Source organism: Enterobacter sp. Cy-643 (assembly GCF_011752815.1).
GTDB lineage: Bacteria > Pseudomonadota > Gammaproteobacteria > Enterobacterales > Enterobacteriaceae > Cedecea.
In genome coordinates this window covers 49,487-70,361 of record NZ_VWWV01000001.1, presented here as the reverse complement: position 1 = coordinate 70,361, position 20,875 = coordinate 49,487, and the positions used below count along the sequence as shown (strand labels likewise).

The window sequence follows — 20,875 nt, the reverse complement described above, 5'->3', positions numbered from 1 at the left end:
AGGCGATAGTGTCGGGGATAGCCGGCTGGCATGCAAGCAAACATTAACAGCGCAATAACACACATCAAAATAATGGTTATTGCACGCTAGCTCACCTCAATTTCCATCTCCAGATGCGTGGTCTGCCCCTTCTCCAGCATGACTAAACCCGGCATTCCCGGCAAATTATGCGCGTTAACCGGATGCGTTTGCGGCTCAAGGCAGATAAACGGCTGGTTCTCCATGCGAAACACCATCAAACTGGTCGCCGGGCTGCGCAGGCAAACGTTCATCTCCGAGTGCGCAATAACCGCCCTGCCGCTCCAGCCGGAATATCCCACGTTAAGCCACTTGTTCTCCGGCGTTTTTGCACGGGAAAAATCTGCCTGCGGGGTGAACGTCCCTTCCCAGGCCAAAGGCAGGTGCTGCTCGCCTTCGGGCCAGTAGCCGCTAGCGGAAAACTGCACCTGGCTGGCTGACTCCAGCGCGAAATAAGGATGCAAACCCAGCCCGTAAATCATCGGCTTCTCGCCGGTATGCGTCAGCTCAAGCCGGGTTAACAGCCTGTTGCCTGCCAGGCGGTAAGTCAGATTCGCCAGATAGTTAAAACCACAGGCATGCCGGCTACGCAGACTCAAGGTCACGGAGTCTGCCCCGTGCTGCTCAACGTGCCAAAGCTTTTGCCAGCCATCTCCATGCAGGAAAAAGCGCTCATCGACAGGGCTTTCTGGCAGCTGAATCCGCTCGCCATGCAGATAGAAAGCGTTCCCGGCCACCCGATTAGCCAGCGGCAGCATCGGAAACAGCGCCGGGTTCGCCGGATGAAAAATCGGTTTCCCGTGCTTCCGTGATTCAAAGTTGAGAACTGAGGCCCCCTGCGGGGCAACAGTCAAACTGAGCAAAGCATTTTGCAACTGTAGCGTGTCCATTAGTGCAGCACCTTCGCGGCCTGCGCGGGAGAAGCATTGACGCGGCCTTCAGCCAGCTGTTGTTCCAGCGCTTCAAGGCTCACGCCTTTGGTTTCCGGCACAAAGCGGCGCACGTAGATAAAGCCTGCGGCACAGATAACGCCGTACAGCAGGAAGCTCCCCGATGCACCCAGGCCCGCATTCAGCAGCGGGAAAGTGTAAGTCAGCAGGAAGCAGGCGATCCACAGGGCTAATGTTCCCAGCGACATCGCCAGGCCGCGAACGCGGTTAGGGAATATTTCCGCCAGCAGCACCCACGTTACCGGCGCCAGCGTAAGCGCATAGGTCGCAATCGCGGCCAGCACCAGAATCAGTACCGGCAGCCCCATAATGCCCAGGCCGTAGGCGGCACCAATCAGCGCATAGATAATCGTCAGCCCGGCGGCCCCGAACAACATCAGTTTTCGGCGGCCAATTTTGTCTACCAGCGGCAGCGCGGCGATGGTGAACACCAGATTAATCAGGCCGGTGGCCACGATCGATTTCAGCGTACTGTTAATATCGAACCCGGCAGAGGCAAAAATCTCCTGCGCATAGTTGAAGATAACGTTAATTCCGCACCACTGCTGAAACACGGCCAGTACCATACCAATCACGATGATCGGACGAACTTTCGGTGTCCAGAGCGCAGACCACGACACTTTTTGATTGTCCTTGCTTAACGTTTCCTGAATATCTTTCAGCGTTGCATCGGCATAGCTTTTACTGCCGATGCGGCTCAGCATCTGGTGAGCGCGGTCGCTTTTCCCGGCACGTACCAGCCAGCGCGGCGACTCCGGCACAAAGAACATCAGGATCAAAAACGCCGCGGCAGGAACGGCGCCCGAGCCAAACATCCAGCGCCAGCCCGCCTGTCCATTCCAGCTCGCACTGATTTCCTGCATTGTCGCGTGGCTGGCGACCGGTTCGGCAATCATCAGGTTGATAAGCTGTGCCGCCAGCACGCCAATAACAATAGTGAGCTGGTTGACCGCGACAAAGCGTCCGCGCTGTGCCGCCGGGCTGATTTCCGCGATATACATCGGGCTAAGCGCCGAAGCGAGGCCGATCCCCACCCCGCCGACAATACGCCAGACAACAAACAGGTCGAAGTTGCTTGCCACCGCCGTGCCCCATGCCGATACGGTAAATAGCAGTGCCGCAATAGTAAGGGGAATTTTGCGGCCAAACTTATCGGCACACCAGCCGGAGAGCAGCGCCCCGATGATACAGCCCACCAGGGCAGAACTCATCGCCCAGCCGGAAACCGCCGGGTCGGTAATAGAAAAATAGGCTTCGTAGAAGGGTTTCGCCCCGCCGATAACCACCCAGTCATAACCAAACAACAGCCCGCCACAGGCGGCTACCAGACAGATGGTCCAGACGTAACCCATGCGTAGTTGCGATGGCATACTTTCCATGGTCGATCCTCATCTTGTATTTGTAGGGTAAGGGAGCGGGCGCTCATCGTCGCCCACCGATTATTGTTAAAGTACGCCGGTGCTAAGGGCCTGACGCAGCAGATGGGCTTTGTCATGGGCCGGGTTAAGGATCAACAGGGCTTCAAGGCGCTGGTTGAAGGCGGCAATATCCCCCAGACCAAGCCACCCAAGCGCTTCCACGAACAAGCAATGCTGCTGATGTTGTTTCAACGCGTCACCATTAAGCGCAATCAGATCAGGCAGGGAAACGGCGAAGAAATCGGCCTCAACCCCGTCTTCACGGTGCGCCTGTGCCCACTCAACAAAGGCTTTGAATTGCTGATGGGCCGCCTCAAGCTCTCCCAACTGTTTGAGGGCCATAGCCTGATAGAAGAGGTAGTCCACGGGCTGGTCGTTGTAGTAGCGCCCGGCCGCCAGAGAACTCCCGCCCTTCAGCGCCTGCTGGAAGTAGGTTTTAGCCAGTTCGTGACGCTGCAGGCGCTGCGCGCTGCGCCCAAGCAGATACCAAATATCGTTGTCGGTTTGCCCGACCAGGCGGCCTTCGCCGAGGTTTTCCGGGTAGCTCAGCGCCTGTTGCAGCAGTTCCTCCGACTGGCCGTACTGACCAGCAGCCATGCAGGTCAGGGCTCGCCGCTGTTGGCTGATAATGTACTGCCCCGTCACTTTGCCTTCACCGCCCTCCCACGGATGGAACTTGCGTTCAGCCAGCACCTTCGCGGCGGCTTCATGCTTGCCGTGCTGGTTCCACAGGCTCAGCAGCTCGGCTGTGAGATCGTCACGTTTTAGCGCAACGTCACGCTTCGCCTCCAGTCGGGTAAGACGCTCCTCCGGCGAGCGGCCATTCAGCTTCAGCAGGAAGTCGAGTTCAAACAAGAAGCGCGCATTATCAGGTTCGAGATCCACGGCACGCTGCAGCAGCGTTTCAGCTCGCTGAACGTTCTGCTCTTTGTTCCAGGCATGAATCGCCAGCACGCGCTGTACGGAGGCAAATTCCGGCATCTGTTCAGCGCAGAATGCCCAGCAGCTCAGCGCTTGTGCATAACGACGTTTGCTATACCAGAAGCAACCCAGCAGATACTGGGCAAAACCATCCTGCGGGAGGCGCATCAGCATTTGCACTTCATCCAGGCTGTTAGGGAAGCGAACCCGGGCGGTAAACTGCTCCCGAGCCTGCGCGAGATAATCCTGCTGTCGTTGCGACTCGGACTCCAGCGAGGCCTGCCACAGCAACGGCATCGCTTCCTGCGCATTCAGAACGGTGAGCAGTTCACGCGCGGCATGCTCTGTCCCAAAGCTCATCAGCCAGCCGGCCAAAACGCTGGCGTTGGTGCCACGCTGGCCGGTTACCTGCCGCAGTTTTTGCTTGTCATCTTCGCTCTGCGTAATCGCCCAGCGGGCATAATGCAGGGCATAACTCAGCGGCCAGACGGCAAGCTGCTGCTCAACCCACGCCAGCGCCGCGGCTTTTTCTCCTGATTGAGACAACGCCAGCGCTTTGAGCCCCATTGCCAGGTTATTAGAGGCGTTGAACTGCAGGCTTTGGGACACCAGCGTTAATGCGCGCGCGGTTTCCCCTTTACGCATCGCCAGGCGAGCCAGGGCATAAAATGCCGCATCCCGGCAGTTGCCGCTCCAGCTAGCCTTGTAGTAATCATCGAAGGCGCCGTCGTAGTCGCCCAGGCGCTCTTTCACCGAGCCGAGAAGCTGGCTGGCATCGCCGTTTTGCGGGTTTTTGTTCAGGCGATGGGCGCGCTGCAGCGCCGCATCAGCGTGCTCTTTCGCTTTTTGCCAGTTGCCCCGGTTGAATTCCAGCGTGCCCAGGGCAACGTTACAGCGGAAGTCGAGCGGATCAATGTCCAGCGCTCGCCGGTAGTAGTCGAAGGCCGACCGGCTGGCGTGCAGATACTGCTCCAGATGTTGGCCTATAAAATAAAGTTCGTCGCAGTTAGCGATCTGTTCAGGCTTAGCCGGAGCCTGCGCCGCCTGCGGCAGAGGCAAGGCTTCCGCGATGTGTTCCAGGTAGCTGAGCACCACTTCGCCTTGCGCGCTGAGTAAGCTCAGCGTCAGTCTCTGCGGCCAGTCATCCGTCAGTTGATGCAGCCAGGCTTCCGCCGGTTTCAGGCTGAGCGGCGTTTGCCACAGGACTACGCCGTCGCTTTCCAGACGCAGCGTCACCGTTTCCAGCGGGGAAATAGCGTAGACGCCGAGCTCCAGCCTGCCCTGCGCGCGCTCAAGCTTAATGGCGGCTTCCGTGTTGGCGTTTTGCAGCGTCCCCAGCTTGCTGTACGGCAGGAAGTTTTGCACAAACACTTTTTCTTCAAACGGTGCCAGCCAGGTAAAGTCCGGCTGGTTGTCGGTGAACACGCCGGTCATCAGCTCGATGTACGGGCCGTTGGTGTCGGTCAGGTTGCGATCCCAGGCCAGGCCAAAGTCGCAGTTGCCCCAGGTCCACTGTTTTTTGCCCGGTGACACATGGTGATCGGCTATGTGCAGCAGCCCACCCTGTTCGCCGTGGTGATAAGCCCCAACAAAATCGTAATCTGACTTATCGGCCATGTAGGACGTTGGCACCGGGATATTTTTGTAGCGCGAGATATCCACGCCCGCGGAGTAATCCACCTTGTAGTAGGTGCCGTGGGCAATCGGAAAAGCGGAAACATCACGTTTGCCGTGGTCAAACACCGCGGTCACGTCCGGCGGGAATACGCTCTGATGGTCGTCGCCCCCCTTCACCGCCGGGTTTGCCCACCAGAGGAAATGACGCGGCGTGGCGTTGCCGTTAAAGACTTTGCCGGTAATTTCAATCAGCGCTTTTTCCGGATAAAGCGTAAAGCCGGTCATCACCTGCAGGCCACGCATCGGCTCCACTTCACCCAGCCAGACGGTTTGCGCCCCGCTTTCATGCTGCTGAAAGGTCATGTCCACCGGCTGAAAGGTGGTCGGACGGTGGTGCTGCGGCCAGTTAAATTCAATCCCACCGGAGATCCACGGCCCGATCAGGCCCACCAGCGCGGGTTTGACCACTTCGTTGTAGTAAACGAAGTCGCGCTCCATCACTTTATCCCAGGCGCGGTGAATACGGCCGCCCAGCTCCGGCAGCAGCATAACGCGGATGAAATCGTTCTCCAGCCAAACCGCCCGGTACTCACGCATCTCACGTTTACCGGTCAGGGTATCGATCACGCCGTAGGGATAAACCGCGCCGGAAGATCCCTGATAGACACGGTTTTCCAGGAACATCGGGTTTGGATCTTCTGCTCCGGTGGTCCAGGTCGGGAGCGAGATCGTTTCCTGCCAGACTTTAACGGCTCCGTACATAGCAACTCTCCAGTAAACAAATAACAGTGAATGGGCGATTGCAGACAGTTTGAAGCAGCCGTTCATGTTTTAATCGCTCAATGCTCACGCAATACAGTTAATGAGGTTTAGTAAAAATGCAGGAGTCAGGTCTCAACAATCAGCGGGTGCGTCAGTTCAACCGGCAAACGCTGATGGCGCTGGTATGGCGGCACAAGCAGCTGAGTAAATCGCAGTTTGCCCGCTACACCGGGCTGTCCATTCCCGCCGTGAGCAACATCCTTGAGGAGCTGGTCGATGAAGGCAAACTTAGCCATTCCAGCGAAAATCTCAGCAGCCGGGGATTAAACAGCGGCAGCTATCAGATTCCGCCGGAAGGGGATTACATCCTCTGCATGAACGTCACCCCCACCAGCATTGAGAGCCAGCTGTGCAACGCCCAGCTTTCACCGATAGCCGACTTTGAACGCCGCGCTATTGTGGCCCCTTCTCCCCTGGCGCTGCTGTCGGCCATTGAGGCAATCTGGCAGCAACAGCGAAAACGCTGGCCGAAAAAAACGATTAATCTCGCGCTGGGCATACACGGACAGGTCGATCCCGTCACCGGCGTGTCGCAAACCATGCCCCAGGCGCCCTGGCGGGAAGCGGTGGAAATTAAATACCTGCTGGAAGAGAAGCTGGAGGTCAAAGTCCGGCTGGATAACGACTGCGTGATGCTGGCTCTGGCAGAAAAATGGCAAAACAACGGCAACCGGGAAGATTTCTGTGTGCTTAACATAGATTACGGCATCGGCTCTTCGTTTGTGATCAACGGGCAAATCTATCGCGGCAATCTGTACGGCAGCGGGCAAATTGGCCACACCATCGTTAACCCGGACGGCATGGCGTGCGACTGCGGGCGCTATGGCTGCCTGGAGACCGTGGCTTCGCTCAGCGCGCTGAAAAAACAGGCCCGCATCTGGCTCAAAACGCACCCTGGGGCGCAGCTTCAGGATCCGGAAAAGCTCACTTCCCGGCAGCTGGTTCAGGCGCTACATGCTGGGGATGAAAGGGTCGCCCGCTGGGTAGAAGATTCGGCTAATGCGATTGGGCTTAGCCTGTATAACTTCCTTAATATTCTCAATATTAACCAGATCTGGTTCTATGGCCGCAGCTGCGAGTTTGGCGAAAACTGGCTGAACGCCATTAAACAGCGCATCGGTTTTAATCCGTTCGATCACGGTGATGGCCTGAAGAGTCACGCCACGCAAATAAACTTCGGGCAGCTCACCCGTGCCCGGCAAGTGATGGGGATAGGCTATTTATATGCCGAGAAGGCGCTGATGGAGTAAGGAGAGGAAGCGAGGGGCTTCATGCCAGGTCTTTGAAAGCCCTCTTTTCGGCGGCAGTTCTTAACGGCAAAACACCACATTAATGCGTTTTGAGAAGAGGAAATAGGGAATTCCGAGAATAATGCCGGCCACCGCGTAACCAATATCCACAATCGCGCGAGCGGGAATGTCGATGCCAAATAGCCCGGCAGGGATCCATAGCAGGCAAAACAGGTAAACCACGTTGTAGATAAATTGGGGGATGATAATTTCCCGAATGCCTTTTCTGCGGGTGAAGAAACACCAGCTTGTCGCCAGCGTTAGCATCAAACCGATGACCAGGACCACGATCCCCATCAGCAGGTAGAAATGATAAATTCCGTCGAGACGTGAATTTCTCAGTTCCGTGGCGACAAAAAGATAGAGCGCATAAGGCACACAGACCAGGTTCACCAGCAGCCAGAGCGCGGCGACATACAGCCAGCCGTCAATTTTTCCGCCTTGTCCCGCGCCACAAGTTATGCCGGACCCGGAGCGATTATCCGCTTCCCGCAGCTGGCCTTGTTCATTCTTCATGGTTGCCCCAGATGAGTCCTTAAACAGCAATTTTACACCGCCCACCTCAAACAAGTAGAGCAGCGTAAAATAAAAAACATTCATTAACACAAACAATACGGTAGAGGCGCAGCGGTAATGGCAGGCTCGGATGTTGTGTATTAACTTTAAATTGAGTCCACTACAGGCGAGCCCGCTATGAACACACTCCGCTATTTCGATTTTGGTCAATCCCGTGCCCTGATCCTGCTTATTGCCCGTATTGCGTTGATTCTGCTGTTCATTATTTTCGGCTTGCCGAAGATCAGCGGATTCAGCGGCACCGTGGCCTATATGGAGCATCTTGGGACACCACTCCCTACGCTTGCCGCCGCCATTGCGGTGTTGATGGAAGTTGTTGCCGCCATCCTGGTCATCATCGGGTTCTTTACCCGCCCGCTGGCCATTTTGTTTGTGTTTTATACCCTCGGCACGGCGCTTATCGGTCACCATTACTGGAATATGACCGGGGATGCAGTGATGCCTAATATGATTAACTTCTATAAAAACATAAGCATAGCTGGTGGATTCCTGCTGCTGGCGGTCACTGGCCCTGGCGCGATTTCCGTCGATAAGCGCTAAATTTCTGCCTCACTTAAAGGCCGCTTCTGCGGCCTTTTTCATGTGTTTCCCGCCCATTTTGCTTGATACGCTTCAGCTCACAATTTCGTAACATTCTTTTGCTGGCTTGCCGCCTCTTTGGTGCCCAAAACGTCCCCTTAACGGCAAATTGTTTATTAATTGTTGCCTATATGTTTCATTTCCGACTGTTAATTAACACCACCATGTCCGTCCAGTTTAAAAAAACATCATATATTTAACCATTTTTTAACTGAATTAGATCTAAAAAAAAACAATAATGGGCGTGCATCACATTTAGAAAAACTGCGATTCATTCCCTCTTCCCTTCGTTGCTAGTCTCCTCTCCGTGACATGCCTCAGTCCCTAATAAAAAAGGTACACCTATGAAATTCAAACTCGCATTACTCAGTGCAACCCTGATTTCTGCATGCATGTTGTCCGGTACGGCCGTTGCGGCGGATAAGTATGAAATCGCAGTGGTGGCAAAAGTCACCGGGATCCCATGGTTTAACCGGATGGAAACCGGCGTCAACGAAGCTGCAAAAAAACTCAACGTTAACGCTTACCAGACCGGAGCCTCAACGCCCGATCCGGCTCAGCAGGTAAAGGTGATTGAGGATCTGATCGCCAAGAAAGTAAACGCCATTATCGTGGTGCCTAACGATGCCAAAGTACTGGAGCCAGTGCTGAAAAAAGCGCGCGATCAGGGCATCGTGGTGCTGACGCATGAATCCCCTGACCAGCAGATCGGCCAGTGGGATATCGAAACCATCGACAGCGAAAAATACGCTCAGGCCAACATGGACGAGCTGGCGAAAGACATGGGCGGCAAAGGCGGCTATGCGATTTACGTCGGGTCGCTCACCGTGCCGCTGCACAACGCCTGGGCGGATTCCGCCATTAAATATCAGAAAGAAAAATACCCGGATATGTTTGAAGTGACTTCGCGCCTGCCGGTGGCGGAGAGCATCGACAAATCCTATTCCACCACGCTTGATCTGATGAAAACGTATCCGCAGATGAAAGGCGTGATTGGCTTTGGTTCCCTCGGCCCAATCGGCGCGGGCCAGGCGGTACAGAAAAAACGCGCGAAGGACAAACTGGCGGTTGTCGGCATTGCCATGCCGGGCCAGGCGGCACCTTATCTGATGCGCGGCGACATTAAAAAAGCGCTGCTTTGGGATCCTAAAGATGCCGGTTACGCGCTGGTTACCGTAGCTGACCAGCTGCTGCAGGGAAAAGCCGTGACCAAAGACCTGACCATTGACGGTCTGGGTAAAGCCGATGTCGACATGGATAAGAAAGTGATCCGCTTTAACAAGATCCTCGAAGTCACCAAAGATAACGCTCAGTCACTCGGTTTCTAAGGCACTCCGCCAACACCAGGGAAACCGGAATGCCGGTCAGCCGACCGGCATTCTCCAACCAGATTATTTTGTGGCGCCCACATCGGGCGCCGGCAGGGGCATTACCCATGACCGACACATCCGCATTTATCACTCTTGAGAATATCAGCAAGCAATTCCCGGGCGTGCGGGCGCTGGATAACGTCAATCTGACGCTCAGAAAAGGCGAAGTTCATTGCCTGGCCGGGCAAAACGGCTGCGGTAAAAGCACGATCATCAAAGTGATTTCCGGCGTCTATCACCCGGAGAAAGGCGCACAGATTGCCCTCGACGGCAAACTGTTCCATACCCTGACGCCCACGCTTTCCGCGCATTACGGCATCCAGGTGATCTACCAGGATCTGTCGCTGTTCCCCAATTTCAGCGTGGCCGAGAATATCGCCGTGCACCGCTATCAGCCCGGCGGCAGCCTGTGGGTTAACCGCAGCGCGATGAAAGCCCAGGCGCTGGCGGCCATGCAGCGCATTGGCGTCACGCTCGACCCGGACAAAAAAGTCGAAAAACTCTCGATAGCCGATCGTCAGCTGGTGGCGATTTGCCGCGCCATTGCTGCCGATGCCCGGCTGGTTATTATGGACGAACCCACAGCGTCGCTTACCCGCCAGGAGGTTAACGGCCTGCTGCGGGTGGTGAATGAACTCAAAGCGGACGGAATTTGCGTGGTGTTTGTCAGCCACCGCCTGGACGAAGTAATGGAAGTCGCCGACCGCATTAGCGTGATGCGTGACGGGAAGCTGGTCGGCACCTGGCAGGCCAGCGAGCTGGACAGCAACGAGCTTGCGTTCCTGATGACCGGGCAGCGCTTCCACTACAGCCCGTTGCCGGAAAAACCGCCGGTAGAAAAACAGCCGATGCTGGAGCTGCGCGGCCTCAGCCGCAAAGGCAAATACCACAACATCAATCTGGCGCTGCGCAGCGGCGAGATTGTTTCCATCGTTGGCCTGCTCGGGTCGGGCCGCACCGAACTGTGCATGAGCCTGTTCGGCATGACGCAGCCGCAAAGCGGTGAAATGCTGATCGACGGCGTGCCGGTGACGTTTCGCAATAACCACGATGCGATCAAACACGGCATCGGCTACGTGTCCGAAGATCGTCTTACCCAAGGCCTGATCATGGAGCAGTCGATCTACGACAACACGATTGTGACGGTCTTCGACAGGCTTCATACCCGCAGCGGCCTGCTCGATCACGCAAAAGCCCGTCATCTGGTGGCCGATCTCATTCGTGAGCTAAACATCAAAGTCTCCGATCCCGGCCTGCCGGTTAAAACCCTTTCTGGCGGCAACGCCCAAAGGATCGCCATCGCTAAATGGGTGGCGACTAATCCGCAAATATTGATCCTCGACTCGCCCACGGTGGGCGTGGATATCGCCAACAAAGAAGGTATTTACCAAATCGCCCGTTCCCTGGCGGAACAGGGGCTGGCGGTACTGATGATTTGCGATGAAATCCCTGAAGCGTACTACAACAGCCACCGCGTGCTGGTGATGCGCCGGGGCGAGCTGGTCGCAGAGTTTAATCCTCATCGCAGTAGCGAGCAGGACATTGCTGAGGTGGTCAATGAATAACCCTCGTTTTTCCCGCCTGGCCGGGCAACATGAGTTCTGGCTGGGTCTTCTGGTGGTGGCGCTGGCCGTTGGCCTGAGTATCAGTACCGATGAGTTTTTATCTCTCGGTAACCTGACCGATGTCGCCACCAGCTACGCCATTCTCGGCATTCTGGCCTGCGGGCTCTTCGTGGTGCTGATTTCCGGGGGGATTGATATTTCGTTCCCGGCGATGACCGCCATTGCCCAGTACGTGATGGCAAGTTGGGTCATCACCCACGGCGGCAATTTTGCGCTGGCGCTGGTGATTTCCATTGCCGTGGGGCTGCTGCTCGGGCTTATCAACGGCTTCCTGGTCTACTGGCTGCGGGTCCCGGCGATCATCATTACCATTGCCACCCTCAACGTTTATTACGGCCTGCTGGTTTACCTCACCAAAGGCACGTGGCTGTACGGCTTCCCGGACTGGTTTATGAACGGCATCAACTGGTTCTCTTTCACCGCCAAAGACGGTTACCAGTACGGGTTAACCCTGCCGCTGCTGTGCCTGGCCGCAGTGATTATCTTTACCGCCGTGCTGATGAACTACACGCGCCTTGGCCGCCAGATTTATGCCATGGGCGGCAACCGCGAGGCGGCATCCCGGCTGGGGATGAACCTGCTTAAGCTGCACTTCTACGTCTACGGCTATATGGGGATTCTGGCCGGTATTGCCGCCGTCGTTCAGGCGCAGATCACCCAGTCCGTCGCACCAAACTCGCTGCTGGGCTTTGAGCTAACGGTTCTGGCGGCGGTGGTCCTCGGCGGGACAAGCATGAGCGGCGGCCGTGGCACGCTCACCGGTACCCTACTCGGGGTTATCCTGCTGGCTTTCTTACAAAATGGCCTGACGCTGCTGAGCGTGTCCTCTTACTGGCACGCCGTGTTCAGCGGCGTAATTATCCTGGTCAGCATCAGCGCCACGGCCTGGAATGAAAAACGCAAACTCGCAAGGGAGCTTTGAGATGAAAACCTTCGCCAGATTTTTACCCGGTGACGCGATCATCCGGCTTCAGTGCGTGATTATTGTGGTGGTCGCCGTGGCGTTTTCACTGCTGCTGGGCGGGCGTTTCTTTAGCCTCGCCAACTTCCAGTCCATCGGCTCGCAGTTGCCTATTCTCGGCATGCTGGCGCTGGGCATGGGAATGACGATGCTGACCGGCGGGATCAACCTGTCGATTATTGCCGGGGCGAACGCCTGTTCGCTGGTGATGGCGGGGATCATCGTCAGCCATCCGGATAACCCGCTGTTCTTCGCGCTGGCGCTGCTGGCAGGTATTGCCGTCGCGGTAGCTATTGGCACGCTAAACGGCGCGCTGGTCGCCTGGGTCGGGGTTTCACCTATTCTGGCCACGCTCGGCACCATGACGCTGATTTCCGGCCTCAATATTTTGCTGTCTAACGGCACGGTGATTTCCGGCTTCCCGGCGGCAATTCAGTATCTGGGCAACGCCACGCTGCTCGGCATTCCGGTCGCGCTGCTGCTGTTCCTGCTGGTTGCCGTTTTGCTCTGGGTATTGCTGGAGCACACCACGCTCGGGCGCAGCCTTTATCTGGTCGGCTCCAACGAACAGGCCACTCGCTACAGCGGCGTTAACACCGTGCGGGTGCAGATATCGGTGTACGTGATTTCCGCGCTGCTCGGCTGGGTGGCCGCCATTCTTATGATGGCGAAATTCAACTCGGCCAAAGCCGGGTACGGTGAGTCTTACCTGCTGGTCACCATCCTTGCTTCGGTGCTGGGCGGCATAAACCCGGACGGCGGCTTTGGCCGTATTATCGGCCTGGTGCTGGCGCTCATCGTGCTACAAATGCTGGAAAGCGGCTTTAATTTGCTGGGGATCAGCAGCTATCTGACCATGGCGCTCTGGGGCGCGGTGCTGATCCTCTTTATCGCATTACAGAATCGTAAAGCCTGAGTTCAGGAGAATCATTATGGCGAGTTACTTCATTGGGGTGGATGTAGGGACGGGAAGCGCCCGCGCGGGCGTCTTTGACCTGAATGGCAGAATGGTTGGCGAGGCAAGCCGGGCGATTGAGATTTACCGCCCGCAGGCGGACTTCGTCGAGCAATCCTCGGACAATATCTGGCAGGCGGTTTGCAACGCGGTGCGGGATGCGGTTAACCAGGCCGACATTAATCCGATTCAGGTAAAAGGGCTGGGATTCGACGCCACCTGTTCCCTGGTGGTGCTGGATAAAGAAGGCAAGCCGCTGACCATCAGCCCTTCAGGGCGCAGCGAACAGAACATCATTGTGTGGATGGATCACCGCGCCATTACCCAGGCCGACAGAATTAATGCCCTGCACCACCGCGTGCTGGACTACGTGGGCGGGATTATTTCCCCGGAAATGCAAACGCCAAAATTGCTGTGGCTTAAGCAGCACATGCCGAATACCTGGTCCAACGCAGGCTACTATTTTGACTTACCGGACTTCCTGACCTGGCGAGCTACCGGGGATGATACCCGCTCGCTCTGCTCCACCGTTTGTAAATGGACCTACATGGGCCACGAAGACAAATGGGACAGCAGCTACTTCCGCCAGATTGGGCTGGAAGATCTGCTGGAGCACGATGCGGAAAAAATTGGCCGCTATGTGAAAACCATGGGCGAGCCGTTGGGCCACGGTCTGACGCAGCGCGCCGCAAGCGAGATGGGGCTGATTGCCGGCACCGCCGTCAGCGTCTCGATTATTGATGCCCATGCCGGTACGCTCGGTACGCTCGGCGCCTGCGGCGTTTCGGGCGAAGTGGCAGACTTTGACCGCCGCGTGGCGCTCATCGGCGGCACCTCTACCGGGCATATGGCCATTTCAAAAGAGGCGCGCTTTATCAACGGCGTTTGGGGGCCATACTACTCCGCCGTGCTGCCGGGCTACTGGCTCAATGAAGGCGGCCAGTCGGCCACCGGAGCGCTGATCGACCATATTATTCAGTCTCACCCTTGCTATGAGACGCTGCTTGCCCAGGCGAAGACTCAGGGGCAAACCATTTACGAACTGCTGAACGCCCTGCTGCGTAAAATGGCCGGGGAGCCGGAAAACATCGCCTTCTTAACGAAGGATATGCACATCCTGCCCTACTTCCACGGCAACCGTTCGCCGCGCGCCAACCCGACGCTAACCGGCGTTATCAGCGGACTGAAGCTTTCCCGCACGCCGGAAGATATGGCGCTGCAGTACCTGGCGACGATTCAGGCCATTGCGCTTGGCACTCGCCATATTATCGAAACCATGAACCACAGCGGTTACACCATCGACACCGTCATGGCGAGCGGCGGCGGTACCAAAAATCCTATCTTCGTTCAGGAACACGCCAACGCCACCGGCTGCGCAATGTTGCTGCCGGAAGAGAGCGAGGCGATGCTGCTGGGCAGCGCGATGATGGGCACGGTGGCGGCGGGCGTATTCGACTCCTTCCCGGAAGCGATGTCGGTCATGAGCCGCATAGGCAAAACGGTCACGCCGCAGACCAACCGCATCAAGCAGTACTACGATCGCAAATACAAAGTGTTCCACGAGATGTACCTCGACCACATGAAATACCGCCAGCTGATGCAGGAGGAAGCATGAGTCATTCATGGCAGCAGGCCGTCAGCGCGTGGGCAACCTGCAGCCGCGAGCTTGCCGCGCTGGAACAGCATTTAAGCGAGCCGCAGTGGCTCGCCTTGCTGGCCGAACTGAGAAACTGTAAAGGCAAGATTGTGGTCACAGGCGTCGGTACTTCGGGCATCGCCGCGAGGAAAATTGCCCATATGCTGGCCTGCGTCGAACACCCGGCCATTTATCTCAGCGCAACGGACGCAGCGCATGGCGATCTGGGTTTTCTCCGTGCGGACGATCTGATGATCATGCTTTCCCGGGGCGGGAATTCCGACGAGCTAACGCGGCTGCTGCCGGGCCTGGCGGCCAGAAACGTGCCGCTCATTAGCGTCACTGAGAACCCGGATTCGGCCATCGCCCAGGCAGCAAGGCTGGTGATTTCTACCGGCGTGAAGCAGGAAATGGATCCGCTGAATATGCTGGCGACCACGTCGATAATTCTGGCGCTGGCGATTTTTGATGCTGCCTGCGCCTGCCTGATGAGCGAGAGCGGGTATTCGAAGGAGACGCTGCTGGCCGTTCATCCCGGCGGGGATGTCGGGCTGACGCTAAGCCAGAAGCAATAAAAAAGGCTCCCGATTGGGAGCCTTTAAGCTTGCTGACAAAGAGGGAAAAAGCGTGGTTTTTCCCTCTTTGTGGTTATCAGCCGAAAATCAATGAATTGATTTTCCGGTTTGTTTTTCTGACGACACATTGCAGAATTTTATCCGCATCAGGTTTGTCATCAGTATCAGGCTCCCGATTGGGAGCCTTTAAGCTTTTCAGCTTAACGGTTATGCGTAAACCGGGAAGCGGGCGCAGATATCCAGCACTTTACCTTTGACGCGCTCGATAACCGCTTCGTCATTGATGTTGTCCAGCACGTCACACATCCAGCCAGCCAGCTCTTTCACTTCCGCTTCTTTAAAGCCGCGGCGAGTGACAGCCGGAGAACCGATACGGATACCGGAAGTCACGAACGGGCTCTTCGGATCGTTCGGTACGCTGTTTTTGTTCACGGTGATGTTGGCACGGCCCAGGGCAGCATCAGCTTCTTTACCGGTCAGGTTTTTATCCACCAGATCCAGCAGGAACAGGTGGTTTTCAGTCCCGCCGGAAACCACTTTGTAGCCACGGTTCAGGAACACTTCCACCATCGCTTTGGCGTTTTTCGCAACCTGCTGCTGATAAACCTTGAACTCAGGCTCCATCGCTTCTTTCAGCGCCACAGCCTTGGCCGCGATAACGTGCATCAGCGGGCCGCCCTGCGCGCTTGGGAATACGGCAGAGTTCAGTTTCTTGTACAGATCTTCGTCGCCGCCCTTCGCCAGGATCAGACCACCGCGTGGGCCTGCCAGGGTTTTGTGGGTGGTGGTGGTCACAACGTGAGCGTGTGGCACCGGGTTCGGGTAAACGTCTGCGGCGATCAGGCCCGCAACGTGCGCCATGTCAACGAACAGGTAAGCGCCGATGCTGTCTGCGATTTCGCGCATCTTAGCCCAGTCAACCACGCCAGAGTATGCGGAGAAGCCGCCGATGATCATCTTCGGCTTGTGCTCTTTAGCCTGCTTCGCCATGTCTTCGTAGTCAATTTTACCGGACTCATCAATACCGTAAGGAATGATGTTGTACAGCTTACCGGAGAAGTTAACCGGGGAGCCGTGAGTCAGGTGGCCGCCCTGCGCCAGGTTCATGCCCAGCACGGTATCGCCCGGCTGCAGCAGCGCGGTGTATACCGCGAAGTTAGCCTGGGAACCGGAGTGCGGCTGCACGTTCGCATAGTCTGCGCCAAACAGCTCTTTTGCACGGTCGATAGCCAGCTGCTCGACGATGTCCACGTACTCGCAACCGCCGTAGTAACGCTTGCCCGGATAACCTTCAGCATATTTGTTTGTCAGCTGAGAACCCTGAGCCTGCATCACGCGCGGACTGGTGTAGTTTTCGGAGGCGATCAGTTCAATGTGCTCTTCCTGACGTACTTTCTCTTGCTCCATGGCCTGCCACAGTTCGGCATCATAATCGGCAATGTTCATTTCACGCTTTAACATTCGCATCTCCTGACTCAGCTAACGGTAAAAATTTTACTGCAATGAGGGGGCCCATTTGGGCGACGGGCAACAGTGTAAACCGAAACCCTTTCGGGTGATAGGGCTTGACAGAGGTTTTTACGCAAACGATTACCCAGGCATGAAATAAGGCTTCCCGGCAATAAAACCTGCTCCTCTTAGCAGGATATTTCTTCATCAATACTCTGTGCATTTTTCATGTTCTGTGAGCTCAGTCGTTAACAACGATAACCCATTTACAACATAAGGCCATTTCTATAAGATGCATTTAAAATGCAATTTATACACTACGCTGTTTATGGAGACCGCCATGCTAGACGCACAAACCATCGCCGTTGTTAAGTCGACCATCCCTCTGCTGGCCGCGACCGGGCCGAAACTTACCGCCCACTTTTATGAGCGTATGTTCAGCTACAACCCGGAGCTGAAAGAGATCTTTAACATGAGCAACCAGCGCAACGGTGACCAGCGTGAAGCGCTGTTCAACGCCATTTGCGCCTATGCTTCCAACATCGAAAATCTGGCCGCCCTGCTGCCCGCAGTAGAGAAAATTGCCCAGAAACACACTACCTTCCAGATTAAGCCGGAGCAGTACAACATTGTGGGCGGCCATCTGCTGGCCACGTTAGACGAGCTGTTCAGCCCGGGGCAGGAAGTGCTGGACGCCTGGGGAAAAGCCTACGGCGTTCTGGCGCAGGTCTTTATTAACCGTGAATCAGAAATTTACCAGGATAACGCCGCTAAGCAGGGTGGCTGGGAAGGTACGCGTCCCTTCACCATTGTAGAGAAAAAAGAGCAAAGCTCGCTGATTACAAGCTTTGAACTCGTTCCGCTCGATGGCGGCCCGGTGGCTGATTATCAGCCGGGGCAATACCTCGGCGTCTGGCTGAAGCCTGTTGGTTTCCCGCATCAGGAAATTCGTCAGTACTCTTTGACCCGCCAGCCGAACGGGAAAAGTTACCGCATTGCCGTGAAGCGTGAAGAGAAAGGCATGGTCTCAAACTGGCTGCACAATCATGCTCAGGCGGGGGATCGGGTGCATCTGGCTTCACCGGCAGGCGACTTCTTTATGAACGTAAAATCCGACACGCCGGTGACGCTGATTTCCGCGGGCGTGGGCCAGACGCCGATGCTCTCGATGCTGGACGCGCTGGCGAACGGCGGCCATCAGGCACAGGTCAACTGGCTGCACGCCGCCGAGCACGGGGATGTGCACGCGTTTAGCGAAGAAGTCGCAGGGCTTGGCGCTCGGTTGCCGAAATTTGAAAGTCACGTCTGGTACCGTGAACCTTCCGCAGAGGATCGTGCCCTGGCACGCTTTGACCGTGAAGGACTGATGAACCTGCTGGAAATCGAGGGGAAGTTAAGCGACCCGGCGATGCAGTTCTATCTCTGCGGCCCGATCAACTTTATGCGCTTTGCGGCGGAACAGCTGGTGAAGATTGGCGTGAATAAAGACAGTATTCACTATGAGTGCTTTGGTCCGCACAAGGTGATGTAGTTTAGTAAGACTGCCCCTCACCCCAGCCCTCTCCCCAAAGGGGCAAGGGCGTAAAAGGCAATGTTCGCCTGGGTGAGGGTAAAAATCTAAATCAAATCGCCGCGTCGTCTTCTTCGCCGGTACGAATACGCACCACGCGCGCCACATCAAACACGAAAATTTTACCGTCACCAATCTTGCCGGTCTGTGCGGTGCGGATAATGGTGTCCACGCAGGTATCAACGATATCGTCGGTCACCACAATTTCAATTTTTACTTTTGGCAGAAAGTCCACCATGTACTCGGCACCGCGGTACAGCTCGGTATGCCCTTTCTGACGGCCAAAGCCTTTGACTTCCGTCACCGTCATGCCGGTAATGCCCACTTCAGCCAGCGCTTCGCGCACATCGTCCAGTTTGAAAGGTTTAATAATCGCATCAATTTTTTTCATGGTATTACCGGTGTCCCCGCGCGGCGTTTTGTACTGTTAGTAATCGGTTGCTCACACTACCACAGCCTACTCTTTAAAGTCATTGGCCTCGAGTTCATGCCTGGCCAGTAATTTATAGAATTCGGTTCGGTTACGCCCCGCCATGCGTGCGGCATGGGTGACATTGCCTTTGGTAATTTGCAGCAGCTTACGCAGATAGTTTAGTTCGAACTGGTTACGGGCTTCGACAAAAGTCGGCAAGGCGGTGTTTTCACCTTCCAGCGCCTGTTCCACCAGCGCTTCGCCAATCACCGGGGCTGAGGTCAGGGCTACGCACTGCTCAATCACGTTCACCAGCTGGCGTACGTTGCCCGGCCAGCTTGCGGTCATCAGCCGCTTCATCGCGTCGGTAGAGAAACTCCGCACGAACGGTTTATGCCTGTCGGCGGACTGGCGTAACAAATGATTCGCCAGCAGTGGAATATCTTCGGCACGTTCGTGCAGCGCAGGGATTTTCAGGTTCACAACGTTAAGGCGGTAGAAGAGATCTTCGCGAAACTCTCCGCGCTCCATCGCTTTCGGTAAGTCGCGGTGCGTGGCGGAGATAATCCGCACGTCAATGTCCAGATCGCGGTTGCTGCCCAGCGGACGAACTTTCCGCTCCTGCAAAACGCGCAGCAGCTTCACCTGCAGCGGAATAGGCATATCGCCGATTTCATCGAGGAAAAGCGTCCCGCCTTCCGCCGCCTGGAACAACCCTTCACGGCTGCTGACCGCGCCGGTAAAGGCCCCGCGAGCGTGGCCGAACAGCTCAGACTCCAGTAACTGCTCAGGCAGCGCGCCACAGTTGATAGCGATAAACGCTTTTTTGCTGCGCGGGCTGGCGTTGTGTATCGCCTGGGCCAGAATCTCTTTCCCGGTGCCGCTTTGACCGTTAATCAACACGCTAACGTCCGACTGCGCCACCATCCGCGCCTGCTCGAGCAAGCGCTGCATAATCGGGCTGCGGGTCACAATGGTGTCGCGCCACATGTCATCGCCAGCGATGACCGTGTGCTCAAGCGCATTGTCGATGGCCTGATAAAGCGCGTCTCTGTCCACCGGCTTGGTGAGGAAGCTGAACACACCTTGCTGGGTCGCCGCCACAGCATCAGGAATAGATCCGTGCGCGGTCAGAATGATCACCGGCATCCCCGGCTGGCCTTTTTGGATCTCCGCGAACAGCGCCATGCCGTCCATTTCGTCCATTCTGAGATCGCTTATCACCAGGTCGATTTTTTCTCGCGCCAGGACTTTCAGCCCCTCGGCCCCACTTTCAGCCGTGGTAACCGTATAACCCTCACTCGACAGACGCATTCCCAGCAGCTTTAACAGGCCGGGATCATCATCCACTAATAATAAGCGCGCGGGTTTCCTTTGCGTCATGGTTTTGCCTCCGGCTGCGATTTGTTTGAAACGCCGCTATCGTCGTCGTCGTTCTCATCCGTGCTGTGCGTGTCGGGCACCAGATTACTTCCCGGCTTGCGGCTGGAAAGCTGGCGCTCAATGTCGGTCAGATTTTCCAGTTTGCGGGTAGTGAGATCGAGCTGGCCGCGAAGGCGCTGCTGCTGCTCCCGCAGCGTATCCAGTTCGCCGTCGGTCGACTGCTGTAGCTTACTGTAGCGCGTGCGCTCATCCGAGAGCTTAAGCTGAGACTGTTGCCCGTCGCGCCAGATCTCAAACAGGGGACGCACCTGCACAGGCACTTCGCTGGTCATGGTGTCGAGCTGGGTCATGTAGCGGCGACGCTCGGTCGGGGTGATTTTAGCCGTGGACAGCAAAATGCCACGCTTGAACGTGTCCTGCCAGGTATCCGCAGGCCACTGGCGAGCTTCCGCCCGGGCTTCCGCGGGCGGCAGGCGCTGTGCGCAATCCATACCGCGCAGCCAGTAAAGCGGGTTACTGCTAACGTCATGCCCCGTGAGATCCCATATTTCGGTACAGTCCGTGGACAAATAATCAGGAATTTGCTGTTCCGGAATGTGCGGTTTGTGGGCCTCATCCAGGCTGCTGGACACGCTTGCGGGGGAGCATCCTGTCAACAGCGCCGCGCCAGCCAGCGCCCCCGATATCCAGCAAATCAGGCGAGTCAAAGACCCGCGGCGTGGTTCACGCAATAAAAGTACTTTCATCGT

At 56.3% G+C, this 20,875-nt stretch carries 17 protein-coding genes; 9 read left to right on the top strand and 8 right to left on the bottom strand.

From position 1 onward, the window contains the following. Window positions 1-86 precede the first annotated feature (86 nt). From F3J29_RS00360 to F3J29_RS00350, 3 genes are all read right to left on the bottom strand, one after another. Window positions 87-908: an aldose 1-epimerase gene (locus F3J29_RS00360; protein WP_166862132.1), complete on the bottom strand. Its 822-nt coding sequence runs from the start codon at window positions 906-908 to the stop codon at window positions 87-89. Beyond that, window positions 908-2,347, bottom strand: coding sequence for a sugar porter family MFS transporter (locus tag F3J29_RS00355; RefSeq protein WP_166862130.1), 1,440 nt, complete (start codon window positions 2,345-2,347; stop codon window positions 908-910). The genes F3J29_RS00360 and F3J29_RS00355 overlap by 1 nt, the downstream gene beginning before the upstream one ends. A 66-nt stretch (window positions 2,348-2,413) precedes the next feature. After that, on the bottom strand, window positions 2,414-5,686 hold the full coding sequence (locus F3J29_RS00350; RefSeq protein WP_166862128.1) for a DUF5107 domain-containing protein: 3,273 nt from the start codon (window positions 5,684-5,686) through the stop codon (window positions 2,414-2,416). Between the two features lie 116 nt (window positions 5,687-5,802). Between F3J29_RS00350 and F3J29_RS00345 the strand changes: the two genes are divergently transcribed. Then, window positions 5,803-6,996, top strand: coding sequence for an ROK family transcriptional regulator (locus tag F3J29_RS00345; protein WP_166862126.1), 1,194 nt, complete (start codon window positions 5,803-5,805; stop codon window positions 6,994-6,996). 60 nt (window positions 6,997-7,056) lie between these two features. Here the strand turns inward: F3J29_RS00345 and F3J29_RS00340 are convergent, their stop codons facing one another. Further along, window positions 7,057-7,551, bottom strand: a complete 495-nt coding sequence (locus F3J29_RS00340) for a DUF2569 family protein (protein WP_166862124.1) — start codon at window positions 7,549-7,551, stop codon at window positions 7,057-7,059. A 177-nt stretch (window positions 7,552-7,728) separates the two neighbouring features. Between F3J29_RS00340 and F3J29_RS00335 the strand changes: the two genes are divergently transcribed. The 7 genes from F3J29_RS00335 to F3J29_RS00305 all read left to right on the top strand — a co-directional run bounded on the left by F3J29_RS00335 (window position 7,729) and on the right by F3J29_RS00305 (window position 15,312). Further along, entirely contained in the window at window positions 7,729-8,151 is a 423-nt protein-coding gene (locus F3J29_RS00335; RefSeq protein WP_166862122.1) for a DoxX family protein, read from the top strand. A 383-nt stretch (window positions 8,152-8,534) separates the two neighbouring features. After that, window positions 8,535-9,518 carry an autoinducer 2 ABC transporter substrate-binding protein gene (locus tag F3J29_RS00330; RefSeq protein WP_008459446.1) on the top strand — a complete coding sequence of 328 codons (984 nt, stop codon included), beginning with the start codon at window positions 8,535-8,537 and terminating at the stop codon, window positions 9,516-9,518. Window positions 9,519-9,625: 107 nt separating this feature from the next. Further along, window positions 9,626-11,125 (top strand): sugar ABC transporter ATP-binding protein, encoded by a 1,500-nt coding sequence (locus F3J29_RS00325; protein ID WP_166862120.1) that lies wholly within the window; start codon window positions 9,626-9,628, stop codon window positions 11,123-11,125. Beyond that, window positions 11,118-12,107 carry an ABC transporter permease gene (locus tag F3J29_RS00320; protein WP_166862118.1) on the top strand — a complete coding sequence of 330 codons (990 nt, stop codon included), beginning with the start codon at window positions 11,118-11,120 and terminating at the stop codon, window positions 12,105-12,107. The genes F3J29_RS00325 and F3J29_RS00320 overlap by 8 nt, the downstream gene beginning before the upstream one ends. A gap of 1 nt (window position 12,108) precedes the next feature. Further along, complete coding sequence (locus F3J29_RS00315; RefSeq protein ID WP_166862116.1) at window positions 12,109-13,062, top strand: ABC transporter permease; 954 nt, start codon at window positions 12,109-12,111, stop codon at window positions 13,060-13,062. A 16-nt stretch (window positions 13,063-13,078) separates the two neighbouring features. Further along, entirely contained in the window at window positions 13,079-14,716 is a 1,638-nt protein-coding gene (locus tag F3J29_RS00310) for an FGGY-family carbohydrate kinase (protein ID WP_166862114.1), read from the top strand. Further along, on the top strand, window positions 14,713-15,312 hold the full coding sequence (locus F3J29_RS00305; protein ID WP_008459451.1) for a KpsF/GutQ family sugar-phosphate isomerase: 600 nt from the start codon (window positions 14,713-14,715) through the stop codon (window positions 15,310-15,312). Before F3J29_RS00310 ends, F3J29_RS00305 begins: the two co-directional genes overlap by 4 nt. A gap of 207 nt (window positions 15,313-15,519) precedes the next feature. Here the strand turns inward: F3J29_RS00305 and glyA are convergent, their stop codons facing one another. After that, window positions 15,520-16,773, bottom strand: coding sequence for a serine hydroxymethyltransferase (gene glyA / locus F3J29_RS00300; protein ID WP_038479905.1), 1,254 nt, complete (start codon window positions 16,771-16,773; stop codon window positions 15,520-15,522). Window positions 16,774-17,101: 328 nt separating this feature from the next. Between glyA and hmpA the strand changes: the two genes are divergently transcribed. Then, on the top strand, window positions 17,102-18,292 hold the full coding sequence (gene hmpA, locus F3J29_RS00295; RefSeq protein ID WP_166862112.1) for an NO-inducible flavohemoprotein: 1,191 nt from the start codon (window positions 17,102-17,104) through the stop codon (window positions 18,290-18,292). A 91-nt stretch (window positions 18,293-18,383) separates the two neighbouring features. Here the strand turns inward: hmpA and glnB are convergent, their stop codons facing one another. The 3 genes from glnB to qseG form a co-directional block, all read right to left on the bottom strand. Then, a complete protein-coding gene (gene glnB / locus F3J29_RS00290) occupies window positions 18,384-18,722 on the bottom strand; it encodes a nitrogen regulatory protein P-II (protein WP_002438074.1) in 339 nt (112 codons plus the stop codon). A 66-nt stretch (window positions 18,723-18,788) separates the two neighbouring features. Beyond that, window positions 18,789-20,126, bottom strand: coding sequence for a two-component system response regulator GlrR (glrR, locus tag F3J29_RS00285; RefSeq protein ID WP_008459460.1), 1,338 nt, complete (start codon window positions 20,124-20,126; stop codon window positions 18,789-18,791). Then, window positions 20,123-20,872 carry a two-component system QseEF-associated lipoprotein QseG gene (qseG, locus tag F3J29_RS00280; protein ID WP_502706540.1) on the bottom strand — a complete coding sequence of 250 codons (750 nt, stop codon included), beginning with the start codon at window positions 20,870-20,872 and terminating at the stop codon, window positions 20,123-20,125. Before qseG ends, glrR begins: the two co-directional genes overlap by 4 nt. Window positions 20,873-20,875 lie beyond the last annotated feature (3 nt).

What these genes read in the sequence shown, in the direction of transcription:
- F3J29_RS00340 (WP_166862124.1), bottom strand. Translation starts at nt 7,551, where the DNA reads ATGAAGAATGAACAAGGCCAGCTGCGGGAAGCGGATAATCGCTCCGGG.
- glnB (WP_002438074.1), bottom strand. Translation starts at nt 18,722, where the DNA reads ATGAAAAAAATTGATGCGATTATTAAACCTTTCAAACTGGACGATGTG.
- F3J29_RS00320 (WP_166862118.1), top strand. Translation starts at nt 11,118, where the DNA reads ATGAATAACCCTCGTTTTTCCCGCCTGGCCGGGCAACATGAGTTCTGG.
- F3J29_RS00335 (WP_166862122.1), top strand. Translation starts at nt 7,729, where the DNA reads ATGAACACACTCCGCTATTTCGATTTTGGTCAATCCCGTGCCCTGATC.
- F3J29_RS00350 (WP_166862128.1), bottom strand. Translation starts at nt 5,686, where the DNA reads ATGTACGGAGCCGTTAAAGTCTGGCAGGAAACGATCTCGCTCCCGACC.
- F3J29_RS00355 (WP_166862130.1), bottom strand. Translation starts at nt 2,347, where the DNA reads ATGGAAAGTATGCCATCGCAACTACGCATGGGTTACGTCTGGACCATC.
- F3J29_RS00345 (WP_166862126.1), top strand. Translation starts at nt 5,803, where the DNA reads ATGCAGGAGTCAGGTCTCAACAATCAGCGGGTGCGTCAGTTCAACCGG.
- glrR (WP_008459460.1), bottom strand. Translation starts at nt 20,126, where the DNA reads ATGACGCAAAGGAAACCCGCGCGCTTATTATTAGTGGATGATGATCCC.
- qseG (WP_502706540.1), bottom strand. Translation starts at nt 20,872, where the DNA reads ATGAAAGTACTTTTATTGCGTGAACCACGCCGCGGGTCTTTGACTCGC.
- F3J29_RS00305 (WP_008459451.1), top strand. Translation starts at nt 14,713, where the DNA reads ATGAGTCATTCATGGCAGCAGGCCGTCAGCGCGTGGGCAACCTGCAGC.
- F3J29_RS00360 (WP_166862132.1), bottom strand. Translation starts at nt 908, where the DNA reads ATGGACACGCTACAGTTGCAAAATGCTTTGCTCAGTTTGACTGTTGCC.
- F3J29_RS00330 (WP_008459446.1), top strand. Translation starts at nt 8,535, where the DNA reads ATGAAATTCAAACTCGCATTACTCAGTGCAACCCTGATTTCTGCATGC.
- F3J29_RS00315 (WP_166862116.1), top strand. Translation starts at nt 12,109, where the DNA reads ATGAAAACCTTCGCCAGATTTTTACCCGGTGACGCGATCATCCGGCTT.
- hmpA (WP_166862112.1), top strand. Translation starts at nt 17,102, where the DNA reads ATGCTAGACGCACAAACCATCGCCGTTGTTAAGTCGACCATCCCTCTG.
- F3J29_RS00325 (WP_166862120.1), top strand. Translation starts at nt 9,626, where the DNA reads ATGACCGACACATCCGCATTTATCACTCTTGAGAATATCAGCAAGCAA.
- F3J29_RS00310 (WP_166862114.1), top strand. Translation starts at nt 13,079, where the DNA reads ATGGCGAGTTACTTCATTGGGGTGGATGTAGGGACGGGAAGCGCCCGC.
- glyA (WP_038479905.1), bottom strand. Translation starts at nt 16,773, where the DNA reads ATGTTAAAGCGTGAAATGAACATTGCCGATTATGATGCCGAACTGTGG.